At 65.6% G+C, this 19946-nt stretch carries 20 protein-coding genes; 9 read left to right on the forward strand and 11 right to left on the reverse strand.

Annotated features, from left to right (window positions below; genetic code table 11):
• Positions 1–101 precede the first annotated feature (101 nt).
• Both G8760_RS01690 and G8760_RS01695 read left to right on the forward strand, forming a co-directional pair.
• The gene (locus G8760_RS01690) at positions 102–1493 is read left to right on the forward strand and encodes an erythromycin esterase family protein (RefSeq protein WP_166345696.1); all 1392 of its coding nucleotides are present in this window, start codon (positions 102–104) and stop codon (positions 1491–1493) included.
• 258 nt (positions 1494–1751) lie between these two features.
• Positions 1752–2072 (forward strand): hypothetical protein, encoded by a 321-nt coding sequence (locus G8760_RS01695; RefSeq protein WP_166345699.1) that lies wholly within the window; start codon positions 1752–1754, stop codon positions 2070–2072.
• A 30-nt stretch (positions 2073–2102) separates the two neighbouring features.
• Here the strand turns inward: G8760_RS01695 and G8760_RS01700 are convergent, their stop codons facing one another.
• The 6 genes from G8760_RS01700 to G8760_RS01725 form a co-directional block, all read right to left on the reverse strand.
• A complete protein-coding gene (locus G8760_RS01700) occupies positions 2103–2525 on the reverse strand; it encodes a hypothetical protein (RefSeq protein WP_166345702.1) in 423 nt (140 codons plus the stop codon).
• 84 nt (positions 2526–2609) lie between these two features.
• On the reverse strand, positions 2610–3272 hold the full coding sequence (locus G8760_RS01705; protein WP_166345705.1) for a hypothetical protein: 663 nt from the start codon (positions 3270–3272) through the stop codon (positions 2610–2612).
• Positions 3273–3294: 22 nt separating this feature from the next.
• The gene (locus G8760_RS01710; protein WP_343074344.1) at positions 3295–3714 is read right to left on the reverse strand and encodes a pilus assembly protein TadG-related protein; all 420 of its coding nucleotides are present in this window, start codon (positions 3712–3714) and stop codon (positions 3295–3297) included.
• A 138-nt stretch (positions 3715–3852) separates the two neighbouring features.
• Entirely contained in the window at positions 3853–4623 is a 771-nt protein-coding gene (locus tag G8760_RS01715) for a hypothetical protein (protein WP_166345708.1), read from the reverse strand.
• A 201-nt stretch (positions 4624–4824) separates the two neighbouring features.
• Positions 4825–5469 (reverse strand): hypothetical protein, encoded by a 645-nt coding sequence (locus G8760_RS29720; protein ID WP_207781915.1) that lies wholly within the window; start codon positions 5467–5469, stop codon positions 4825–4827.
• A 627-nt stretch (positions 5470–6096) separates the two neighbouring features.
• A complete protein-coding gene (locus G8760_RS01725) occupies positions 6097–6702 on the reverse strand; it encodes a TetR family transcriptional regulator (protein ID WP_166345711.1) in 606 nt (201 codons plus the stop codon).
• A gap of 48 nt (positions 6703–6750) precedes the next feature.
• On the opposite strand from G8760_RS01725, the gene G8760_RS01730 reads away from it, so the two are divergent.
• The 5 genes from G8760_RS01730 (at position 6751) to G8760_RS01750 (ending at position 10013) form a co-directional block, all read left to right on the forward strand.
• Positions 6751–7713: a DUF2867 domain-containing protein gene (locus G8760_RS01730; protein WP_207781917.1), complete on the forward strand. Its 963-nt coding sequence runs from the start codon at positions 6751–6753 to the stop codon at positions 7711–7713.
• Positions 7714–7857: 144 nt separating this feature from the next.
• Positions 7858–8298 carry a VOC family protein gene (locus G8760_RS01735; RefSeq protein ID WP_166345714.1) on the forward strand — a complete coding sequence of 147 codons (441 nt, stop codon included), beginning with the start codon at positions 7858–7860 and terminating at the stop codon, positions 8296–8298.
• Between the two features lie 236 nt (positions 8299–8534).
• On the forward strand, positions 8535–8960 hold the full coding sequence (locus tag G8760_RS01740; protein ID WP_166345717.1) for a hypothetical protein: 426 nt from the start codon (positions 8535–8537) through the stop codon (positions 8958–8960).
• Entirely contained in the window at positions 8957–9181 is a 225-nt protein-coding gene (locus G8760_RS31055) for a GNAT family N-acetyltransferase (RefSeq protein WP_166345720.1), read from the forward strand. The genes G8760_RS01740 and G8760_RS31055 overlap by 4 nt, the downstream gene beginning before the upstream one ends.
• Positions 9182–9443: 262 nt before the next feature.
• A complete protein-coding gene (locus G8760_RS01750) occupies positions 9444–10013 on the forward strand; it encodes a dihydrofolate reductase family protein (protein ID WP_166345723.1) in 570 nt (189 codons plus the stop codon).
• Positions 10014–10191: 178 nt separating this feature from the next.
• On the opposite strand, the gene G8760_RS01755 is transcribed toward G8760_RS01750, so the two are convergent.
• From G8760_RS01755 to G8760_RS01775, 5 genes are all read right to left on the reverse strand, one after another.
• On the reverse strand, positions 10192–10620 hold the full coding sequence (locus G8760_RS01755; RefSeq protein WP_166345726.1) for a TIGR03668 family PPOX class F420-dependent oxidoreductase: 429 nt from the start codon (positions 10618–10620) through the stop codon (positions 10192–10194).
• A gap of 135 nt (positions 10621–10755) precedes the next feature.
• Positions 10756–11895, reverse strand: a complete 1140-nt coding sequence (locus G8760_RS01760) for a polysaccharide deacetylase family protein (RefSeq protein WP_166345729.1) — start codon at positions 11893–11895, stop codon at positions 10756–10758.
• A gap of 48 nt (positions 11896–11943) precedes the next feature.
• Positions 11944–12930 (reverse strand): sugar phosphate isomerase/epimerase family protein, encoded by a 987-nt coding sequence (locus tag G8760_RS01765; RefSeq protein WP_166345732.1) that lies wholly within the window; start codon positions 12928–12930, stop codon positions 11944–11946.
• Between the two features lie 34 nt (positions 12931–12964).
• The gene (locus G8760_RS01770) at positions 12965–15817 is read right to left on the reverse strand and encodes a PQQ-dependent sugar dehydrogenase (protein ID WP_166345735.1); all 2853 of its coding nucleotides are present in this window, start codon (positions 15815–15817) and stop codon (positions 12965–12967) included.
• Positions 15818–16014: 197 nt separating this feature from the next.
• Positions 16015–17043, reverse strand: coding sequence for an ROK family protein (locus tag G8760_RS01775; protein WP_166345738.1), 1029 nt, complete (start codon positions 17041–17043; stop codon positions 16015–16017).
• A gap of 93 nt (positions 17044–17136) precedes the next feature.
• On the opposite strand from G8760_RS01775, the gene G8760_RS01780 reads away from it, so the two are divergent.
• Both G8760_RS01780 and G8760_RS01785 read left to right on the forward strand, forming a co-directional pair.
• Complete coding sequence (locus G8760_RS01780) at positions 17137–18345, forward strand: ROK family transcriptional regulator (RefSeq protein ID WP_166345741.1); 1209 nt, start codon at positions 17137–17139, stop codon at positions 18343–18345.
• Between the two features lie 452 nt (positions 18346–18797).
• A complete protein-coding gene (locus G8760_RS01785; RefSeq protein ID WP_166345744.1) occupies positions 18798–19874 on the forward strand; it encodes an ABC transporter substrate-binding protein in 1077 nt (358 codons plus the stop codon).
• Positions 19875–19946: the final 72 nt, after the last annotated feature.

Here is a 19946-nt window from a genome sequence, read left to right on the forward strand (position 1 = left end):
CGGCAGGGTGGAACTCGCCATTGGTTCACCACTCATCAACCCCCGGCGTAGCCAGTCCATCGACCGGCCCCGGGTGATGACCTCAAGGGAGCACCATCCACATGAACACCCGAGCCGCACGCCGGCTACCCGTACTTCTCCTGTCATCTCTCGTACCCGCCGCGCTGATCGCCACCACCCTGCCGGCACTAGCCAACCCGCCCCCAACCGGCCTGCTCGCCGCCGATGCGGAAACTAGTGCGGTCGTCGCGGAACTCGACCAGCACGCCCAACCGGTGGCGTCCACCAACCCGACCGATCCCCTCGACGATCTCGAACCCTTCGGCGACATGATCGGCGAGGCAACCATCATCGGCGTCGGCGAAGCCACCCACGGATCCCACGAGTTCCGCACCCTCGGCCACCGACTCTTCCGCTACCTCGTCGACCACCACGGATTCAGCACCGTGTCCGCCGAACTCAGCTGGAGCACCGGGCTACGCCTCAACCACTACGTCCTCACCGGTCAGGGCGATGTGCGCCGCATCCTCACCGAAGAGCTCCAACGCGAATACAGCTTCTTCCGCACCGCGGAGATCGTCGACCTCCTCGAATGGATGCGTGCCTACAACGAGCGGGACCCCGATCACCCCATCCAGATCATGGGCAACGACATCGGCTACGCCGGCCCCGAAGTCTTCGACGAAGTACTCACCTACATCGACGAACACCACCCCGCACTACGACCCCGATTCGAGCGGCTCTACACCAACATCCGCCCCCAGCCAGACCAAAGTGTCGAGAACTGGATGGACGCGTACATGGAGCAGCCCCGGGCACAGCGCCAGCGGCTGGCCATCGAAGCGAGGTTGGCACTGTGGCTACTCCAACGCCACCCCGGACCCGACCCCGAACAGTTCAGCTGGGCCGTGCAGAACGCCATGATCATCCACCAGATCACCGCCATGTACATGACCGACTTCTGGGATGACACAAGCCTGGCCGAGGCGATGCTCTTCCGCGATCGGGTGATGGCCGAGAACACCGTGTGGTGGCACGAACACACCGGCGACAAGATCATGGTCTTCGCCCACAACGGGCACATCGCCTACGAGTCCTACGACCCACCGGCGTACCCCAAGGTGCAGGGTGCGTTCTTCAGAGACCTCGTCGGGGACGGTTATGTCAACGTCGGCACGTCGTTTGGCAGCGGCTCATTCAACGCCTGGAACGCGGAGGACGAGGACGAACCCCTTGAAGTGTTCACCCTGGGCCCGGCCGACGAGGGCAGCAACGAACACCTCCTCGACCAGGTACAACACCCGACCTTCCTCGTTGACCTGCGCCAACTCCCAGAGACGTCCACCACCTGGCTACGCCAACCCCGACCCACTCGGGTGATCGGCACCGGCTACCCGCTACCCGACTACCCGGTCGCGCTCGAACCGTTCGTCGACATCGTTCTCCACCTCGACCACGTCGACGCCGCCGACATCATGCCCACCGTCGACTAACCCACTGAACCACCACCACACCAACCCCAACCCATCCCGCCAACCCCCATCCCCTACACCCAACACCCATCCACCCACACCCATCCACCCACACCCATCCCCGGTGATCGTCGCCGCTTTCGTGTCGCCCTGGCGACCCGATCTTGACTTCGATCACCGGGGCTGAGGGCGGAAAATCCGGCAACGATCACTGGGCATGAACCGGGATTGGACGGCAGGCTTAGACTGCATGTCCAGGCTGGCGAGAAGGAGCGGGCCATGATCATGCGAGTCTGGCGGACCCGGATCGACGACAGTCGCACCACCGACTACGAACAGTTTGCAGCCCAGGAGTCCCTGCCGATGTTCCGCGCCCATGCGGGCTTCGCTGGCCTGTTGTTCGGCCGCAGCGGCGACGAGTGCGTCGTTGTCACGTTGTGGGCCGACGCAGAGTCTGTCGCGGCCTTCGAGGCGTCGCAGCTCTATCAGGAGACGGTGGACCGGATCACCGCGGCAGGCTTCATCGTCGGCCCGTCGTTCGTCGAACGATTCGAGGTCCACGGAAGCCACCTACCCGGCTTCGACCCCCTCTTCCCGTGATCATTGGCTGTTGACTACCGGATTCGGTAGTCAACAGCCAATGATCACCGGCGTAAGAGGGCCACGAACCGTACGTGTGACCGATAACCGCTCTTCGATCTGATCGAGGAGTTCCACAGCCTCGTCCTCAAGGTCGCCCCAGAGCTGCTCGGCAAGCTCCCGGAGGTGCCTGATCATTGCCGCGCCATGTACCGCGTCACCAAGTCGGACCTCCGGCTTCAGGCGGGCACCCCACAACAGCTCTGAGCCGTGCTCGACGTCCAACTCGCGGAGCGTAGCCACCTGAGCGCCACGCAAGTCGCCCGCCGCCATTGCCCGCTCAGCCAATACATGACAGACATCGACAACAGAGGAGATCATTTCTTGCGCATGAATGTCAGACCAGGTGTTTGCCACTTCTGATTCTGGAGAAACTTCCGCTATCGCGATCCCAGCAGATTGCGAGGCCTGCATGGGCTTGCCAAGATAAGGGGCCAACGGCCAAGAAACTCATCAAAACTAAGGGCGCAATAACCTGGACGAGCCAGCGGCAGCGGTTCAGGGGCATGGCTCAGGCTCCGGCGGATCATCATCGGTGAACACCGGTTCGTCGACGACGACTCGCCAGTGGTAATCCTCACTGCCCGACGTATCGTGCAAAAGGTACTGGAAATACACCTCATCACCATTGTGAGTAACGAGACAGCCACGAACCACGATTCGTCGAGGCGCAACCCCTTCCTCAGGCTGATCAGGATCAAGGTCGTGATCAATAACCTCAAAGCCGTGGACTGTTGATTCGCCCGTACGTATACGGCCAGCCGCCCGCGCATCCTGCACACTCTCGTGAACGCTGATCCATGCCTGCCCCATGGCAACCTCGTCCAACTCTTCGAGCTCTAGTTCTGGATCGGAAAAGAGCCGGTCCATCACCGTATGAAAATCGAGAATCGCCAGCTCAGCCGCCCCAGATGCGAGATCCTCTTCGCTTTCAAGCTCCGCCTCCGGCGTTGTTTCATCCGGCGTCGCCGTCTCCTGAGTCGGCGCCGTGAGGGGCGGCCCCACAGGTTCGTCCGGGTCGGCAAACGTCGGGGTGGCAGTTGGCGGCGTTTGAGTGGAGATCGGAGTCGTGCTATCTGGCTCGCTGTTGTTCGTGCATCCGGTGAGCAGACTTGCTGCTAACCCGGTTATGACAATGGTCCTATACCCGATCCCGCTCATATTCGCCTTCCGTTCCTTGGCGTCACAGATCTTCGGCGATTCTTACTGTGGCCTCGCCGTGGCTGGTAAGGGTGGTTATTCCGATGATGGACAGGAAGACGGTCTTCTCGGTGGTGATTGTCGTGACGGTGATCAAGTCGCCACTGATCGACACGTCGCCCTGGACACCTGCTTCGGCGAGGTAACTTCGCGCAGCGGCCATTGCGGCTCCGGTGTCTAGCCCGAAACCACCGCCTAGATCCGTACCGTCGATGTGTTGGCCCGCTGCACGCGCAGCTTCAGCGGCAGCATTATCCGCCCGCTGCATGTTTCGGACCTTCACGCCGCCGTCGAACACGAGCCCAATGATCGCGATCAACGCCACCGCCAGGATGCTCGCGACCAGGCCGATTGCTCCACGCTCGCAATCGCTCCGTCGCGGCGCACTCACTGTGTCTGACACGTCTTAGACCCTTCGCGTTCTGGGAATCTCGGCATGAAACGGGCCCCTAGGCCGGATCGCACTGTGGGGTGCCTTACGACGTCGTTGATGTTCTTCGGCGCGAGCGAGACTTCCGAACTGGCGCACGCTGCCCCCTCCCTACTGCTCGATGAGTTGGCGTTCACCGATACGCACCGACGCCGAAGACGTCAACGGATCCACATCCAGCGTCCCGGACTCCCCCGTCGAAGCCTCCCAACTCGCAGCCCACATCGTCGTAGCCGTCACTGTGTAGGCCTGATCGCTTTCATCGCGGCTGGTGCGCGTGTACAGATACCCACAGTCCGGCGAATCTCGCACACCCATCGCCTCGTGGTAGGGCTGACCAGGCGTGCTGCACGTCGTCGAGCCACCGTCGCCCATGTCCCACTCGGCATGCTCAACCTCAGCCACCACAGTGACGGTCACACCCTGCTCACTACCGGACTCCTCGAGCGGCCCCCACGTTTGCGGTGAGGGGTCGACCGCCCACATCCACACCGGCGCGCCCACCAGACCCATCGACCCTGGGTTCTGGGACAACGTGGCCGGCGCCATCCCGATCTCGATCGGCTGCAGATCCATATCATCGAGAATCTCCCGCGCAAGCACGGCCGGATCCACCGGCGGCCCGCCCGGGCCGTCCGGCAACCAGACGGGCGTTCGTGACGCCCACGCAGGTGGATACCCAAACCCGGCGAGTCGCGCGAGCTCGTACATCCACCCCTCCGGATAGTTCTCCCAGACACCCGGGTAGAGACAGGTATCGCAACCGTGCGTGCCATCCGGGGCGAACATCTCAGCCTCGGACTCACTCATGCGGCGGAGGTAACCGTCATACTCAGTGACGAAGACATAGTCGCCGTACCGGCACGGGATGTTGATCGCCACAGGATCGTTCTGCGAACATCCAGTGCGCTCCGGGTCAGAGTCGTCGTCCGGATCATCTTGTCGACATTCACCAAACTGAAAGGTATAACCTGGCGGGCAGTCGTCCTCGGGGGGCGAACCAGCAGACACTGACGACGTGATGCCCACGACCATGATGGCAGCAAGCCCGGCGGAGACGAACGGCCGCGCGCGGACCATTGGTCAGCAGTCCTCGTCCGGCTCGACCACAGCTTCTTCGAGTAGCCACGCACCGTCGTCGTCCTGTTCGATGTAATGCCAGGTCATTTCCCACCGGCTGGAGCGGGTCGTAGGCTGGGGAATGTCGACTGGTTCGCCATCGAAGTCGACGTACTCCAGGCCGTCCCGGTCGACGCACGCCGTCGAGGTGGCTGTATCGAGAAGCCCGATGGTCTCGAACTCGTCGACCTGATGGCCAAGGACATTGGTTTCGCCGATCTGATCTGCCTCGTGGCGTGCCCAGCCGTGGACGAACCCTTCGAGCTCCGTCTCGGCTGCCCCGAGATAGGTAAGGGGCCAGTCGGCCATGACCTCGCGTGCCCATGCTTCATCTTGCGCGCCCGCCAGCTCACTCACGTTCGCGTAGTAATGGTCCATCTTCGCTATGAGATCGTCGAACGCAGCCTGGATCTCTTCTTCGGCAATCTCTTCCTCAGTCGGTTCCGTCGGCTGCGGCGGCGCCGTCAATTCCGGCGTGGTGTCCTCAGTGGGCTCGACGACCGGCGTGTCGTCCGTGTCGTCGTCAGTGTCGTCGCCTCCACAAGCAGCCACCACGAGCATCATGACGGCTGTTATCAAGGGGATGAGGTACCGCTTCTGTCGCTTCATCTATCCGATCCTTACGGTTGGTCCGTATCTGTCGTGATCCACGCGTTCGCTCCACCGGTTCCCGTCATCGTCACGATGCCCATGATTGGGGCAGCATTGCCTACGGTGATGGTCTTGGCGACGATGATCATCTTCGCCCTCGCTCACGCCCAGGCCGATCGCTCGACCCTCCCAACCAAGCCTCCGTAACGCGCTCACCGCTGCCTGTAGGTGTCGATTGGACTAACCCCGGTCTTAACAGCGGTGCGCGAGCCTAGACCAGGGATGGGAAGGTCACTCACCTTGATCGGACACGTGATGGTGACAGAGACCGTTGCGTGTTGTCCCGCTGGAACCACGCACTCAAGCGCCACCGACCCTTCTCCCCGTACGGCACACGCGTCGCCGGAACACACACCGTCTTTGCCTGCGTTTGACGATCTTCGTGACGAAAGAGTAAGGCTTCTCACCAGCTGACGGAACCCCGAGAGTCAAGTCACAGCCACCACGGCTAAGGGAGCGACTGTGGTCTGGAACAGTGCCTTGCGTTGAGGAGGGACATCTACCGACTCGAACCCCTGCCCATCCCGCCCTCCTCCCGTGATCATTGGCTGTTGACTACCGAATTCGGTAGTCAACAGCCAATGATCACGGGAGGAGGGCGGTGGAGATTGCGGCGAGGTGCCGCTGCCACTCGTCCGACTCCTGCGGCAACGTTTCGGGCGCAGCATGAGCAAGCTGAACGTGACCGAGGTACACACTCACGGCCAGCAGGGCCCGACGACGCGCTTCATCAGCGGGTACCCCCAACTCCTCGAACAACGAGGCGACATAGGCGACCCGCCGCTCCGTCACCCTACGCATCACCGGCGCTACTAGCGGATGATCAGCAGTGGCGAGCAGCGCGACTTCGATGTGGTCGTGCCTGCTGTAGCCGACAACCAACGCGAGCAGATGGCGAAGCCGGATCGCAGGATCGGGGTCCACGGAGATCTGCGTGATGACCCGCTCGGTGTGACCTTCCTCCCAGAGTTTCAGCGCGGCCTCGATCAGCGCCTCCCGGTTGCGGAAGTGCCAATAGAAACTGCCTTTGGTGGCCCCCAGCCGGGTGGCCAGCGGTTCGACGGCAACTCCGGCCAATCCGCTCTCGCCGATCGCGGTCAACGCCGCGCTCGCCCAGTCCGCAGCCGAAAGCCGTTTCTGGCCTTCCTTGGCCGCCGCCCGCCCACCGCTTCTTTTCGAGGCCACGCCCATACGGTACCGTACGGAATGACCATACGCTTCCGTATGGAAGGAGCTGTCATGCTGAACGTCCACGAACGCACCATCGCCGCACCCGCCCACCGGGTTGGGGCGCTACTCGACCAGATGGCCAGCGACGACGACCGTCTGTGGCCTTCCCCAGCGTGGTTGCCCATGCGGTTCGACCGCCCTCTCCAGGTGGGCGCCGACGGCGGACACGGCGATGTCCGGTACACAGTCAGCGACTACGAACCCGGCCGGCGAATCGAGTTCACCTTTCAACCCGGCGCCGGCCTCGATGGCCGCCACGAACTCGTGGTCGAATCCCTCGACGAGGATCGATGCGTGCTGCGGCACATCTTGACCGCGCAGCCGCGCGGTCTGATGCGGATCTTGACCCCCATCATGCTCCTGCCGCTACACAACGCGCTGCTCGAAGACCTGCTCGACAATGCCGAAATCGCCGCCACCGGGCGGCTCACTCGGCCGGCTCGCTGGTCACCGTGGGTGCGGCTCTGGCGAGGCATCACGGAGTTCCCCAAGCCCACGGCAGTCTCGGTGCCCGCCGCGGCCGCCCTCGCCCGCGAGGTGTTCGATCGGATCGACTTCGCCGACGCTTGGCAGGTGCCGCTGCGCCCGGGACTGCCCGTGGATCCGCAGGTCTGGGTCGACGCCACGTTCGCCGACCCGCCGCGGGCGGTAGCCGGGCTGATGTGGCTGCGCAACCACCTGGTTCGGCTGGTCGGGATCCGGCGCGAAACTCGTCGGGCCTTCGACGTGATCAACCGCACCGAAGGCGAGGTGCTACTCGGCACTGACTCCGGCCACCTCGACTTCCGGGCGTCGATGCTCGTGGACTCCGGCACCGTGACCCTCACTACGGTGACCCGGATCAACAATCGCCGCGGCCGGTTCTACATGGCCTTCGTGTCCCGGATACACCCGATGGTGGTCCGCCGCATGCTCCGCCGGGGCCTGCGCAAACTCTCCGAACAGCCTAAGCGCGCCGCCGTTCGAACCTGAGATCCACGCTGTCGACCGCGGCGGACGCCGCCGCCCCTCAAGATCGGGGGTAGCCACAAGTTGGCGGCCCGAGCATGTCGAGATTCTGGCTCTGGCTCCGTCCCAGCAGCGAAGCGACCAGATCACCAGCGGAGGATGGATCACATGACACACGTACAACGTTTCGACCACATCGGCATCACCGTCGCGGACCTGGAGTCAGCCATCGCGTTCTTCGTCGGGCTGGGCCTCGAGGTCGAGGGCACCGGATCCGTGGACGGCGAGTTCGTGGAGACCGTCTGCGGCATCCCTGGCGCGCACTGCGAGATCGCGATGCTGAAGTCGCCTGGCGGTGGAACCCGGCTGGAGCTCTCGAGCTTCATCACACCCGACCACGTCCCTGGTTCGCCCGCGCCGATGGCCAACGAGCTGGGTCTGCGCAACGTGTCCTTCGAGGTCGGCGACCTCCAAGCGGCCATCGACGCTGTGGCTGCCAACGGGTACGGGCTCGTGGGCGGGGTCGGCGAGTACCAGGGCAGTGTCCGTATGGCCTACGTCCGCGGACCCGAGGGGATCATTGTGTCCCTGTTCGAGCAGATCGGCTGACCCGCGCTATTCCGGCTCCCCGCGCACCTGTCGATGGCACGGAACGGGTGAGGACACCCGACGTCGACGTGTCGAGGAGAAGTTGGCGGATCGGTGTGGGAGTGCATGCTAGAGCTGTGTTGTCCGATGTGAGCAGGGCGGAGTGGGCGCTTCACCGCCGGGCAAGGTTGGTCACGCGACACGCGATCGATGCGGGCGTTCCAGGTCGCTTCCGGATATGGGACCAGGTAGGCCTGATGGCCGTGGTGGCCACGGATCCCGCTTTGGGTTTCCTCTCGACGGTGTCCGGGGTGACACCGGAGACGGTGCCGGCGGCGATCAACTTCGTGAATGCGCCCTTCTGGAGCGGTGTCATGCCGGCCCTGCTGGCCTCCGTCGAGATTGGCGATGCGGCAGAGAAGCTGTTGTCGGCGGCCGGGTTCACCCGAACAGGAGATCGCGCCCTGGCTGTCAAGCAACTCGATGCCCGGCCGCCGACCGAGGCGCGGCCGCGTCTGGACGTGGTCGAGGCCGACGATGGCGAAACCTTCCCGCAGGTGCTACTGGCCGGCTATCAGGTCGGCGGGGTGGTTGCCGCGTTCATCCGGGCGGAGCATCGGCTCCCGGTCATGCGGCGGGTCGTGGCTATGGAGGGAAAACGCCAATCGCTGCCGCAGCGATGACGGTTCACGGGGATATCGCCGTGCTCGGGGGTGCCTCGACTCTGCCGGCGCACCGCGGCCAGGGCGCCCAGACGCAGCTCTTGCAGCACCGCCTCCGGCTAGCTCGCGAAGCAGGCTGCGCATTGGCTGTGGCGACGGCCCGACCCGATTCGGTGAGCGCGGCCAATCTCAGCAAGGCAGGGTTCGGCATCTATCGACGCTCGGCGTGGACGAAGAGCTGATCAATTTCCGGTACCGCGTGATCCCGACACCTAAGAACTCTCCGTGGACCTCGTAGTACATCCGCAGGTCACCAGCTCGGCGTCACCCGTTCTGGGTTCAGTGGTTCCGCTCATAGGCGGCGAAGAGACCCGCGTCGTGCCCTCGGCGCACGCACGCTTCACTACGTGCGTCAGAGGCTCTGCCTCGATTTCCAGTCGGCAAGACGGTCCAGCCCGGTGTGGCACCACGATGAGTTTCGCGCGCGCGGGCAGTCTGACGACCATGGGCAAGCTCACCTATGGCATGAACGTGTCGGTGGACGGCTACATCGCCGACGTGAACGGCGGCATCGACTGGACCGGACCACCGGACGACGAACTACACCAGTACTGGAACGACAGAGAGCGCGAAATCGCTGTGGCGCTGTACGGGCGGCGGCTCTACGACCTGATGTCGGCGTACTGGCCGACGGCAGACCAGGACCCGGCCGCCAGCCCGATCACCGTCGACTTCGCCCGGATCTGGCGCGACATGCCGAAGGTGGTGTTCTCGCGGACCCTGGAGTCTGTCGACTGGAACTCCCGCCTCGAACGCGGGGACATCGTCGAGGTCGCGACCCGGCTGAAGGCCGAGACCGACGGCCTACTGGAGGTGGCCGGCGCGACGCTGGCGGCCCCGCTGGTACGGGCGGGGCTGGTGGACGAGTTCCAGATCGTAGTCCTCCCCACCGCGGTAGGCGGCGGCACGCCGTTCTTCCCTCAGCTGCCGTCACACATCCCGCTGCGGCTGATCGAGACCCGCACCTTCCAGGGCGGGACCGTCCTGCTGAGGTACGAGGCAGTACGCGACTGAACAGACATACCGCCGCGGGGGCGGACCCTTTGTTATGGAACCCACATACATCGGACCCGACCTCGACGACAGCACGCTAAACGCCAACCGTGGTCTCGCATGGCGGTGCGTCATTTCGTAGCCGCGAATGACGCGGGGCGGTGTGGGCGCCCACGTGCCGATTCAGGCCTGGCCGGCTTCACGTGGAACTCGACGAGTATGCCCAGCCCACCCAGCGGTCGATGACGATGGAGATAACCGGCCCCAGCGGCGGGTCATCGACATACGGTGGGTACTTCGCCGCGAGCACCGACCCGGCCCACTCGTATGTCGGCCCGCCGTTGACGATAGACGCGACCCCGTCCACGCGTACCCACCACAGCTGGGTCCAGTCGTCGTCGTACCGGTCGCACACGAAGCTGACCGAAGGATTCGCCTCAATGTTGCGGAGCCGCTGAAGGCTCGTGGTGGACTTCGGCTTCTGGTCCACCGCGGTGACCGCGACGTCATCTTGAACAGCGAAGGTGACTGGCACCACGTGCGGGCGGCCATCGGGCGAGACCGTCGCCAGCCGGGCCACCCGCGCCTGGGCTACTCGTCGCCGGCACTCCGGCTCGCTGAGTCTCACCTTCACCACCCGCCTCGCCACGGCCACCGGCCACCGGAGCGACCGGATCCGGAGCACTCCCGCTGTGCCGGCCCGTGGTTCACCGGGCCGGCATGGCGAGGAACCTACCAAACCCGGTCACGTATCGCGGCGGGTCTACGGCTCGACGATGACGAACGGATCCGGCGGGTCGCCGCCACCGAACAGCAGCGGCAGGTACGGCACCGGCTCGGTGACGACGGGAATCGGCCGATCGCTGCTCACCAGCCGATCAGCGACGATCTCCCCGGTGCTGTCGAACGTGCCGAAGCAGTAGCCCAACTCTCGGGCATCGTCGATGATCAGCGGCAGCGCCTCCATGAGGGCGGCACCAGCCACCGTGTCGATGGGGCCGTCGTGCAGAAAGATGTTGCCTCCCGGACGTAGCTGACTCACTACGTCGTCCCTCAATCGCTGTGCGGGCCGATCCGGCAACCAGTCCTCGGCGTGGATGTCACCGCTGATGACGGTGAACCCGAGCGCCGATAGCTCGGCTTGAACGGCTGCGTTGGCGGCCAGGAACGGCGGCCGCATGCCGAGGAACGGCCGATCCACGCCAGCTCGGTCGAACGCCTCCTCGGTGTCGAGCATCTGCGCCCGTACCGCCTCCGGGCCGGCGGTCTGGAGCAGGGTGTTCAGGTTGGGATGGGTGTAGGTGTGGTTCAGCACGAGGTGCCCCTCGTCGACCTGGAACGGCCCGAACCGCGGGTTGGCGTCGATCCTCATGCCCACGTCGAAGAACGTGGCCGGAACCTGCCGGTCGCGCAGGATCCGCAGCGTCTCGGTCCGGTAGAACGACGGGCCGTCGTCGAACGTCAGCGCTACCCGGTCGGGGCAGGTGTTCGGCACCGAATCATCAGCCGGCCCGCCTACTCGCGTGCGGGCCGCTGCCGCGACGATCTCCGCCCGTTCGGCGTGGGTCAGCAGTCCGTCGCGGACGAACTCCCGGCTGGTGCGGGCCACGGTGGCCATGAAGGCGCCGTGGCTGGCGAACGGCTCTTCGGCCCAGACGAGGTCGAGCAGCGTGCAGCCGTCGCCACGGTCGAGGTTGACGACGTCCGTGTCGACGCGTGGCGGCCCGAACCACACGTTCACCTCGGTCGACCATCCATAGGGGCAGCCGGCGTCGATCAGCTCCGCACTCGCCACCTCAGGGGCGACCGGCGCCACATCACCGGCCGCGGCGGCCGCACCACCGGACCATGCCAGCGCCCCGGCTGCCAACGTCGCCAGGATCGCCTTCATACCGCTGGACATCCTCATCGCTCCCTCAAGCTCCCTTCCCACGACGCATTCTCATCTCCGTCACCGGAGCCGGCGCTCGGCCTGCATTCTGCGCACGCTGCGCGCTGCCCGGGCGAATCCGAGTTCGATGTCGACCCGGCCGTCGTCGTGATATTCAGCGTTCCCCTGTTCCCAGATCGCGTGGTAGTTCTTGCCGCGCAGGGCGCTGAAGAACTCCCGCATCGGCACATCACCTTCTCCGTAGGGCGTTTGCGGACCCCACAACCCGGTGTCCGGGTCGCGTTGGCCGTCCTTGACGTGGAACGTCGGATAACGGCGCGGATCGGCGAGCACGTAGTCCACGAGGTCGGCTGGGTTACCGTCCAGGCCTAATCCTTCGTAGGCATGGAAGAGGTCCAGTTGCAGGTACACCAGACGCGGGTCGGTGTGCGCCAGGAAGACGTCGAAGAGCACCGTATCCGGCTGATCGGCGGCGTAGCGGAACTCGCGTTCGTGGTTGTGCTGGAAGAACCGCAGCCCTCTGGTCGCCACTCGGCGGCCGACTTCGTTGAACTCGTCGGCGGCGCGCCGGTAGATGTCGACCGTACTGGGGGTGGCGCCGCCCCATCCTTCCGGCGGATCGGCCGTTCCGACGTATCGCACCCCGAGAATCTCGGCGGCGTCCAGCTCCTCCTCCAGATGGTCCCGCCAGCGCCCCATCCCGCGGTGCACGCCGACCGCGCGCAGCCCGTTGTCGTCCAACGCCTGCTTGATCTCCGCCACCGTGACCGGGGGTAGGCCCTGCTGAGTCTGGTCATAGGTGAAAGGCTCCACCTCCGTGAAACCGAGCTTCGCCAGGCGCTCGAACACCCGCCGGAAACCGATCTGCTGCACGGCGTTGCGCACCGTCCATAGCTGGATACCGATCCGTCCCGGTGGGAACAGCCGGGCATTCGCCTGCGCCGGGACAGCCAACGCCGTCATACCCGCCGCACTGGTGCCAACCACGGCGGCTCCACCAGCCACCGCACGAAGGAAACCGCGCCGGTCGAGGGGGTTTGTGCCCATGTCTCGCTCCTTTTCGGTCAAGGTGTCTCGCGGGTCAGGACCGGCCACCGATGCCGGACCCGGCCGCGGCTCGGATCAAAGACGCTCGCTCGCCGCGCGTGATGACTCCCTCGTCGACGAGTTGCTGGGTGACATCGGTGACGTGGGCGACGAACTCACCCCGGTGACGCCATTCCCGCCCGTCGTCCAGCAGCTCGCTCACACACCCGCCGTGACCGGAGTCCCGATCGGCCACACCGGAGTCGGCGACACCCAGCACGATCGAGCCATCACATCTCGGCGGAGGCGGAGGCCCGGCCACCCCTTCGCCGACGGCCTGGAAGAAGTTCACGGTGAACAGCTCCGCACCGGCCGGCGCGGCGGGATTGGTAAAGACCAGGTAGGCGGTCAACGTCGCGCCGGGATCGTCCACCTCGGCGGCGACGAACGTCCATGCCTCCGCGGTGTCGGGTACGTCGGCCGCGCCCAGCAGCGGGCCGTCCGGAGCGTCCTGGCGGATCTCTATGGTGCCGCCGGCGCCGCTGGAGCGGACGCGGAACTGGATCTCGTCGACGTTGAGGAGGTTGATCGGTTCGTACGCGGCCCAGTCGCCATGGTTCACCTGGGCCAAGCGCTGGTTGCCGCCCTCGGCCGGATCACCCGCCGACGCGGTCGTCACGCCGTGTGCATCGACGAAGTACTCGGCCTGCTTACGCTTCGGTTGCAGCGTTACCTGGTCCAGTCCGGTCAGAGGTGGCAGGCCGCCAGCTCCCTGATCGGTGTATCGGGCGGTGAGCACCCAGTAGATGTCCTCGTTCGCGCCATGACCGGCCTGGGCGGTGACGAAGGTACCGGAGCAGCCAGTGTGCTCGGAGATGGGATGGGCGTGGCCCGCATGGCCGAGCGCGGAGTTGAGCACGACGTCGTCGCAACTGATCTGCTCGTCTTCGACGTCGGTTACATCGATCCGGTAGGCGACCTCGTCGCCCCAGTCGAAGAAGCCACCGTCGACCGGTAGCTCCAGCTCGACCTCGGGTGCGGTGTTGCCGACGACGATGGTCACGCTGGCCTGCCCGGTCCGGCCGTCGGCGTCGGTGACGGTCAGCATGGCCGGGTAGATGCCCTCGTCGGTGTAGGTGTGCACCGGGTCGGTCGCATCCGACGTTGCACCGTCGCCGAAGGTCCAGAGGTAGTCGACGATCTCGCCGCCGTCCTCCGGATGATGGGTGCCGGCGCTGGAGAACGCTACCTCCAGCGGCGCCTGCCCGGAGCGTGGGTTGGCGGCGACCCGGGCTGCCGGGGATCGACCGTCGAGCACGTAGTCCACCCGCGACAGCTGCGCCAGGGGATGTTCGACGAAGAAGCCGCCTCCGTACTCCAGCACGTACAGGGAGCCGTCGGGCCCCCACTCCATGTCCATCGGCCGGTTCCACTCCATCGTCGGGAGCATGTCGGTGATCGAGTCCAGCCCGGCGCGGTCGTCGGTCAGGTGGAACTGTTTGATGTAGTCGCGCATCCATTCGTAGAAGAGCGGAACGCCGTCGAACTCCTCCGGGAACGCCGTGGGATGCTCGGCCGCGACGGACTCGTCGTACTGATAGACCGGTCCGCCCATAGGCCCGCCGCCCCCGCCGCTGCCCAGCTCGGGGAATTCCGGCACCGGGATGTAGTTGTGATACCAGACCTCGGCGGGTGTCACCGGGGGCAGTTGTTCTAGTCCAGTGTTGAGCGGGGCCGTGTTCACCGGGCCATTGGCGCAGTCGAACGGATCACCCGACTCTCCCGTGGCGAAGTCGTATTCGACGTAGGCGAAGTTGTTCCCGATGCAGTAGGGCCAGCCGACGTTGCGCGGCGAGTCGATGATGTGCCAGGTGACCGTGCCTCGCGGCCCTCGAGCCGGATCGGGTTCACGTGCGTCCGGACCGTAATCGGCTAGGTAGACGGTGTCCGTGACGGGGTCGACGGAGAACCGGAACGGGTTGCGGAACCCCATCGCGTAGATCTCTGGACGAGCCAGCTCTGGGTCGTATACGCCATCAGGGAAGAGGTGATCCCACTCTCCCTCCGTGAACATGTTGCCCGCCGGGACGTCGTAGGAGCCATCCTCGTTGACCGTGATCCTCAGCAGTTTTCCGCGTAGATCGGCGGTGTTCGCCGAGCTGCGCTGAGCGTCGAACCCCGGGTTGCGGCCGGGCCGCACGTCGATGGGTGAGTATTCCTGAGACTGGAACGGGTTGGCGTCGTCACCCGTGGAAAGGTAGAGATTGCCCGCCGAGTCGAACCCGATGTCGCCGCCGTTGTGACAGCACAACCCACGGTTGATGGGGACGTCCAGGATCTGCTGCTCGGAGTCGAGGTCGATGTAAGGGTTGACCGGATCGTCGACGAACGTGAAACGGGACAGTGTGTTGTGTCCTTGCCATTGGTCGAAGATGTGTTCGTCTCCCGGCTCAACCTCATCGGGCGCCGGACCGTCCGGGATCCCGGGGATCACCGGGGAGTAGTACACGTAGACCCAGTGGTTGTTCTCGAAGTCCGGATCCAGCGCGATACCTTGCATCCCGTCTTCGGAGAATTGATAGACGGGTAACGACGTGATGATGCGGGTGCTCGAGGTGTGCGGGTCGTAGAGCCGGAACTGTCCCTGCCGGTTGGTGTGCAGCACTCGCCGGTCCGGGAGTACCGCCATGGACATCGGCTCCCCCACCTCACGGGTCAGGGTCACTTTCTCGAAGACATCCCAGTCCGGCTCTGGATGATGGTGAGCTGTGGCGGGCGGGGCAGGGTCCGCGCTGTCGGCGGCGCCCGCGGGGACCGGCCCCAGCAGGACGGCCAAAGGCAGAGATGCCGCCGTCACCAGCGCGAACAAGCTGCGACGAGTTCGGTATTTGTCAGAGTGAACGCTCATGCCACCGACTCCCTGGATCGGGCAATGATGAGCGTCAACGTACTGGCAGCTTGATCCTTTGGGAACCCTTAGAAGCTAGATTTCCGGCATCTTTTTTACCACCCTAAGCAAAAGCGCTGGTCAGCTCGCCTATACAGACGTACCCACACCCCACGGCCGAGCCGACCAGCGTGCCACCAACCCCGGCCGAAGCCGGCTCACGCCGCATCAGCGCAGGCCACGGCTAGAGCGCCGGCCACTGTGGCATACGGCCCGAGGACACTCGACCGGACCCGCCACGCCGGACCGGCCAGCCCGGTCAGCCAGCGCCGAGTCGCTGCCAGCGTCTCCGGACGAGAGCCGATCCCTCCACCCAGCACGTACACATCGGGGTCGACGATGGCCCGGATAGCCCGCAACGCCATCGCCAACAACCGGCCCACGTCGTCAATCACCGTTGCCGCCGCCGGATCACCGGCACCAGCGGCGTCGAAGATCCCGCGCACGCCCAAACCGGGCGTGCCACCCGCGCGGAGGTAAGCATCCAGGACCCCTTGTCCGCTGACCACGGTCTCCAGCGGCCCCCGGACCAGGCTCTCCGGTGCATACGGGTCGGCACCGAACGGCAGGTCACCGATCTCCCCCGCCAGCCCATGGCCACCGCGATGCAGCTGGTCACCGAGGACCAAACCCAACCCGATGCCGGTACCCACGGCCACGAACGCGAGGTCACCGGCTGCCGGGCCCAGGTCCCAGAACCGCTCACCCCACGCCGCCAGATTGACGTCGTTGTACAACGACGGGCGCACCCCCAGCCGCTCCGCCAAGTCACCGAACACGTCGAGCCGGTCCCACCCCGGCACATTCGGAGCGTGTGCGACGGTGCCCCGATCCAGATCCGGTGCCCCCGGGATGCCAATCCCGATCCGACGTGGCACGGCATCCAGGCCGGCCAGCTCGGACAGCTTCACGACCAGGCCCGCTACCTGCGCGGTGACATGCCGGCCCCCTCGGCGATCGGTGTCCACGGTCTCGTCGACCAGGCCAGCCCCAGGGCCAACCAGCGCCACGTGGATCTTCGTCCCCCCGACGTCGACCCCGACCACCGGTTCGAGCCCGGCCGGCGCGGCATCCACCGAGGCTGGCTCCGCGACCGACGGTCGGCCGCTCAGCAACCAACCACGGTCGGTCAACGCGCGGCGGACCCAGGCCGTCGAATCCACCTCTACCGGCGTCATAGATTGCATCGCTCTCCTCGGTCTACGGCGACGAGTAGATTATCACTCTGATATAAAGCAACCAGTGCCTCAGGCAGTGCCCGACGGGGGAGGATGTCGTCCATGCCCAAGCGCAGGCCCGCCACCGCGAACGTGAGCACGGTGTCCCGGGTGAACCAGACCGCCATCCTCGAAGCGCTGCGGGAACACGGTCCGTTGTCCAGGCCCCAGATCGGCACCCACACCGGCCTCAGTCCAGCCACCGTCAACCGGCTGACCGCACAACTCCTGCGGGAAGGCCTGGTCGTCACCCATGGCCACGAGCCATCCACCGGTGGCCGCCCATCGATCCTGCTGCGCTACAGCGGTCAATCCAGACTCGTCGCCGTACTCCGCGTCGGTGCCACCAGGACGGTTGGCGCGCTGATCGACTTCGACGGAACCATCGTGCACCGGTCGGAATACCGCCCGGCCAGCAGCGTCGTCACCTCGCCGGATCGCGCGTCGGTGCGACTGGACGAGACCCTCTCGATGGTCGACGAGCTCCGCGCGGCCGCCGAAGAACGCGGCCAACCCAGCCGCGCCATCGGTATCTCGGTCCCCGGCGTCGTGACCGACGCCGAAGGGGAAGGCAGAGTGACCTGGGCCCCCGCCCTCGACTGGCGGGAACTCCCGGTCGGCACGCTCCTTCAGGAACGCACCGGCCTTCCGGTCATCGTCGAGAACGACGCCAACGTCCTGGCCGTTGGCGAGCTCTACCGCGGTGCGGCACAAGGGATCCGCGACCTCGTGGCACTCCTCTTGGGCACCGGGCTGGGTGTCGGCATCATCGCCGACGGCCGCCTGTACCGCGGATCCCGCGCGGCAGCTGGTGAGGTCGGGTACATGCTGCTCGAGAGGTCGTCACTCAGCCGGCTGTTCCCCGGGTTCGGCGACCTGGAGAGCCGGGTCGGATCGGCCGCCGTGGCCCGCATGGCCGCCGAACGTGGCGTGCGTGGACCGCAGGGTGAACCGGCCACCGCGGCTGCGCTGTTCGAACTGGTCCGGGCGGGTGATCCCGAGGCGACAACGCTGCTCGACGAGATGCTCGACTACCTCGCGCTCGCCGTCGCCAACCTGTGCACCGTCCTCGACCCCGAGCTGGTGGTCGTCGGGGGCGGCATGGGCCGATCCGCGGAGCAGATCATTCCCGGCCTCCGCGACCGGCTGGTCGGCCGGATCCCGCACGTGCCCAGGCTGGTTCCGTCCGCACTGGGCGACGACGCCGCCCTGATCGGGGCAGCCGAGCTGGCCGCTCGCAAGGTCAGCGATTTCACCTACGTGCAGGGCTAGGGCGCCCGTCAACCTTTCCGTTGCGCGCTGTGACAGCGGGTGGTCCGATTTCGTTCGCCCCCCGTTGTGCACCTGATCTCCGTTTTGGCGCCTGATCGTTTTCACCGGGGTGATCAAATGCGGGCGACGACGTGTTGACCGCGGGTGATGGCGACGTTGGTGCATCTGATCACCCCGGTGAAAACGATCAGGCGCCAAAACGGAGATCAGGTGCACAACGGGGGTGGGTTGAGCAAGATCAAAGTGCCGCGGTCATCCGCTACAGCGGAGGTTGACCGGCGACCTGAGGTAACAATCCGTCGTTCACCTCTAGACGGCAGCCGGGGGGCCAGCATTACAGTGAGACTTCTTATTGCTTAGATCGGAAAGAAGTGTCGACCGGCGCTCCGCCCATTTCCTAGGACGTCGCCCGGCCGGCGAACATTCGACGGCATGAAGGGAGTTGTTTCGTCATGATCGGCAGTGCCAATCGCAGGTGGCGCGCCGCTGTGCTCCTCACGGCCACCGGCCTCCTGTTGGCCGCTTGTGGTGGTGACGACGGGAGCAACGGCGGCAACGGCGGTTCCGGGGGCGACGGCCCATTCACTATCGGGCTGAGCAACGGCTTCGTCGGCAGCGAGTGGCGCACCCAAATGGTCGACGGAGTCACCGAGGCGTTCGAGGAGTACCAAGACGAGGGGGTCCTCGACCAGTTGGTCGTCGAGAGCGCGGACACCGACGTCAACGGCCAGATCCAGCAGATCCGCAACCTGATCAACCGCGACGTGGACGCGATCATCGTCAACCCCAACTCCGAGACCGCACTCGACGCGGTGTTCCAGGAAGCCACCGACCGCGGAATCGTGGTGGTGGCCGTCGACCAGGCAGTGACGTCGCCCGGTGTCACCAATGTCGTCATCGATCAGGCCGAGTGGGCCCGGATCTCGGCGGAATGGCTGGCCGACCAGGTCGGCTCGGACGGCCGCATCGTCGTCGTCAACGGCATCTCCGGACACCCCGCCAACGAGATGCGGTGGGGCGCCGCGGAAGAGGTATTCGAGCAGGCCGGCGTGGAGGTGCTCACCGTCGCCGACGGCGGCTGGGACCAAGCCACCGGCCAGCAGGTGATGTCGAATCTGCTCGCCACCTATCCCGATCTCGACGGTGTATGGACCCAGGACGGTATGGCCGAGGGTATCTTCCGAGCTGTGCAGGCCGCGGACAAACTGGACGAGATCGTGATCTCCGGTGAGGCCCGGGTCGGCTACATGCGGCTCTGGAACGATGCCCGCGACAACGGGTTCAGCAGCATCGGTGTGGTGAACCCGCCCGGCGGCGCCGTGTCCGCCGTCCACATGGTGGTGAATCTCCTCCAAGGAAACGAGTTCGCCGCCGACCGCGTCGACGGGAACACCGTCCACGTGCCGATCCCCTTCACCGTCGACACCAACAATTTCGACGAGTACTGGCCCGATGTGGAGAACGAGACCGACGCATACGTCCTCGACGGCTCGCTGACGAAGGACGAAGCTGCCGAGTACTTCGACTAACCCCCCCCCCCCCCCCCCCCCCCCCCGCCGGGGGGGGGGCGGGGGCGGGGGCGCCACACCCGCGGCGGGCGG

This window comes from Phytoactinopolyspora limicola, assembly GCF_011320225.1.
GTDB lineage: Bacteria > Actinomycetota > Actinomycetes > Jiangellales > Jiangellaceae > Phytoactinopolyspora > Phytoactinopolyspora limicola.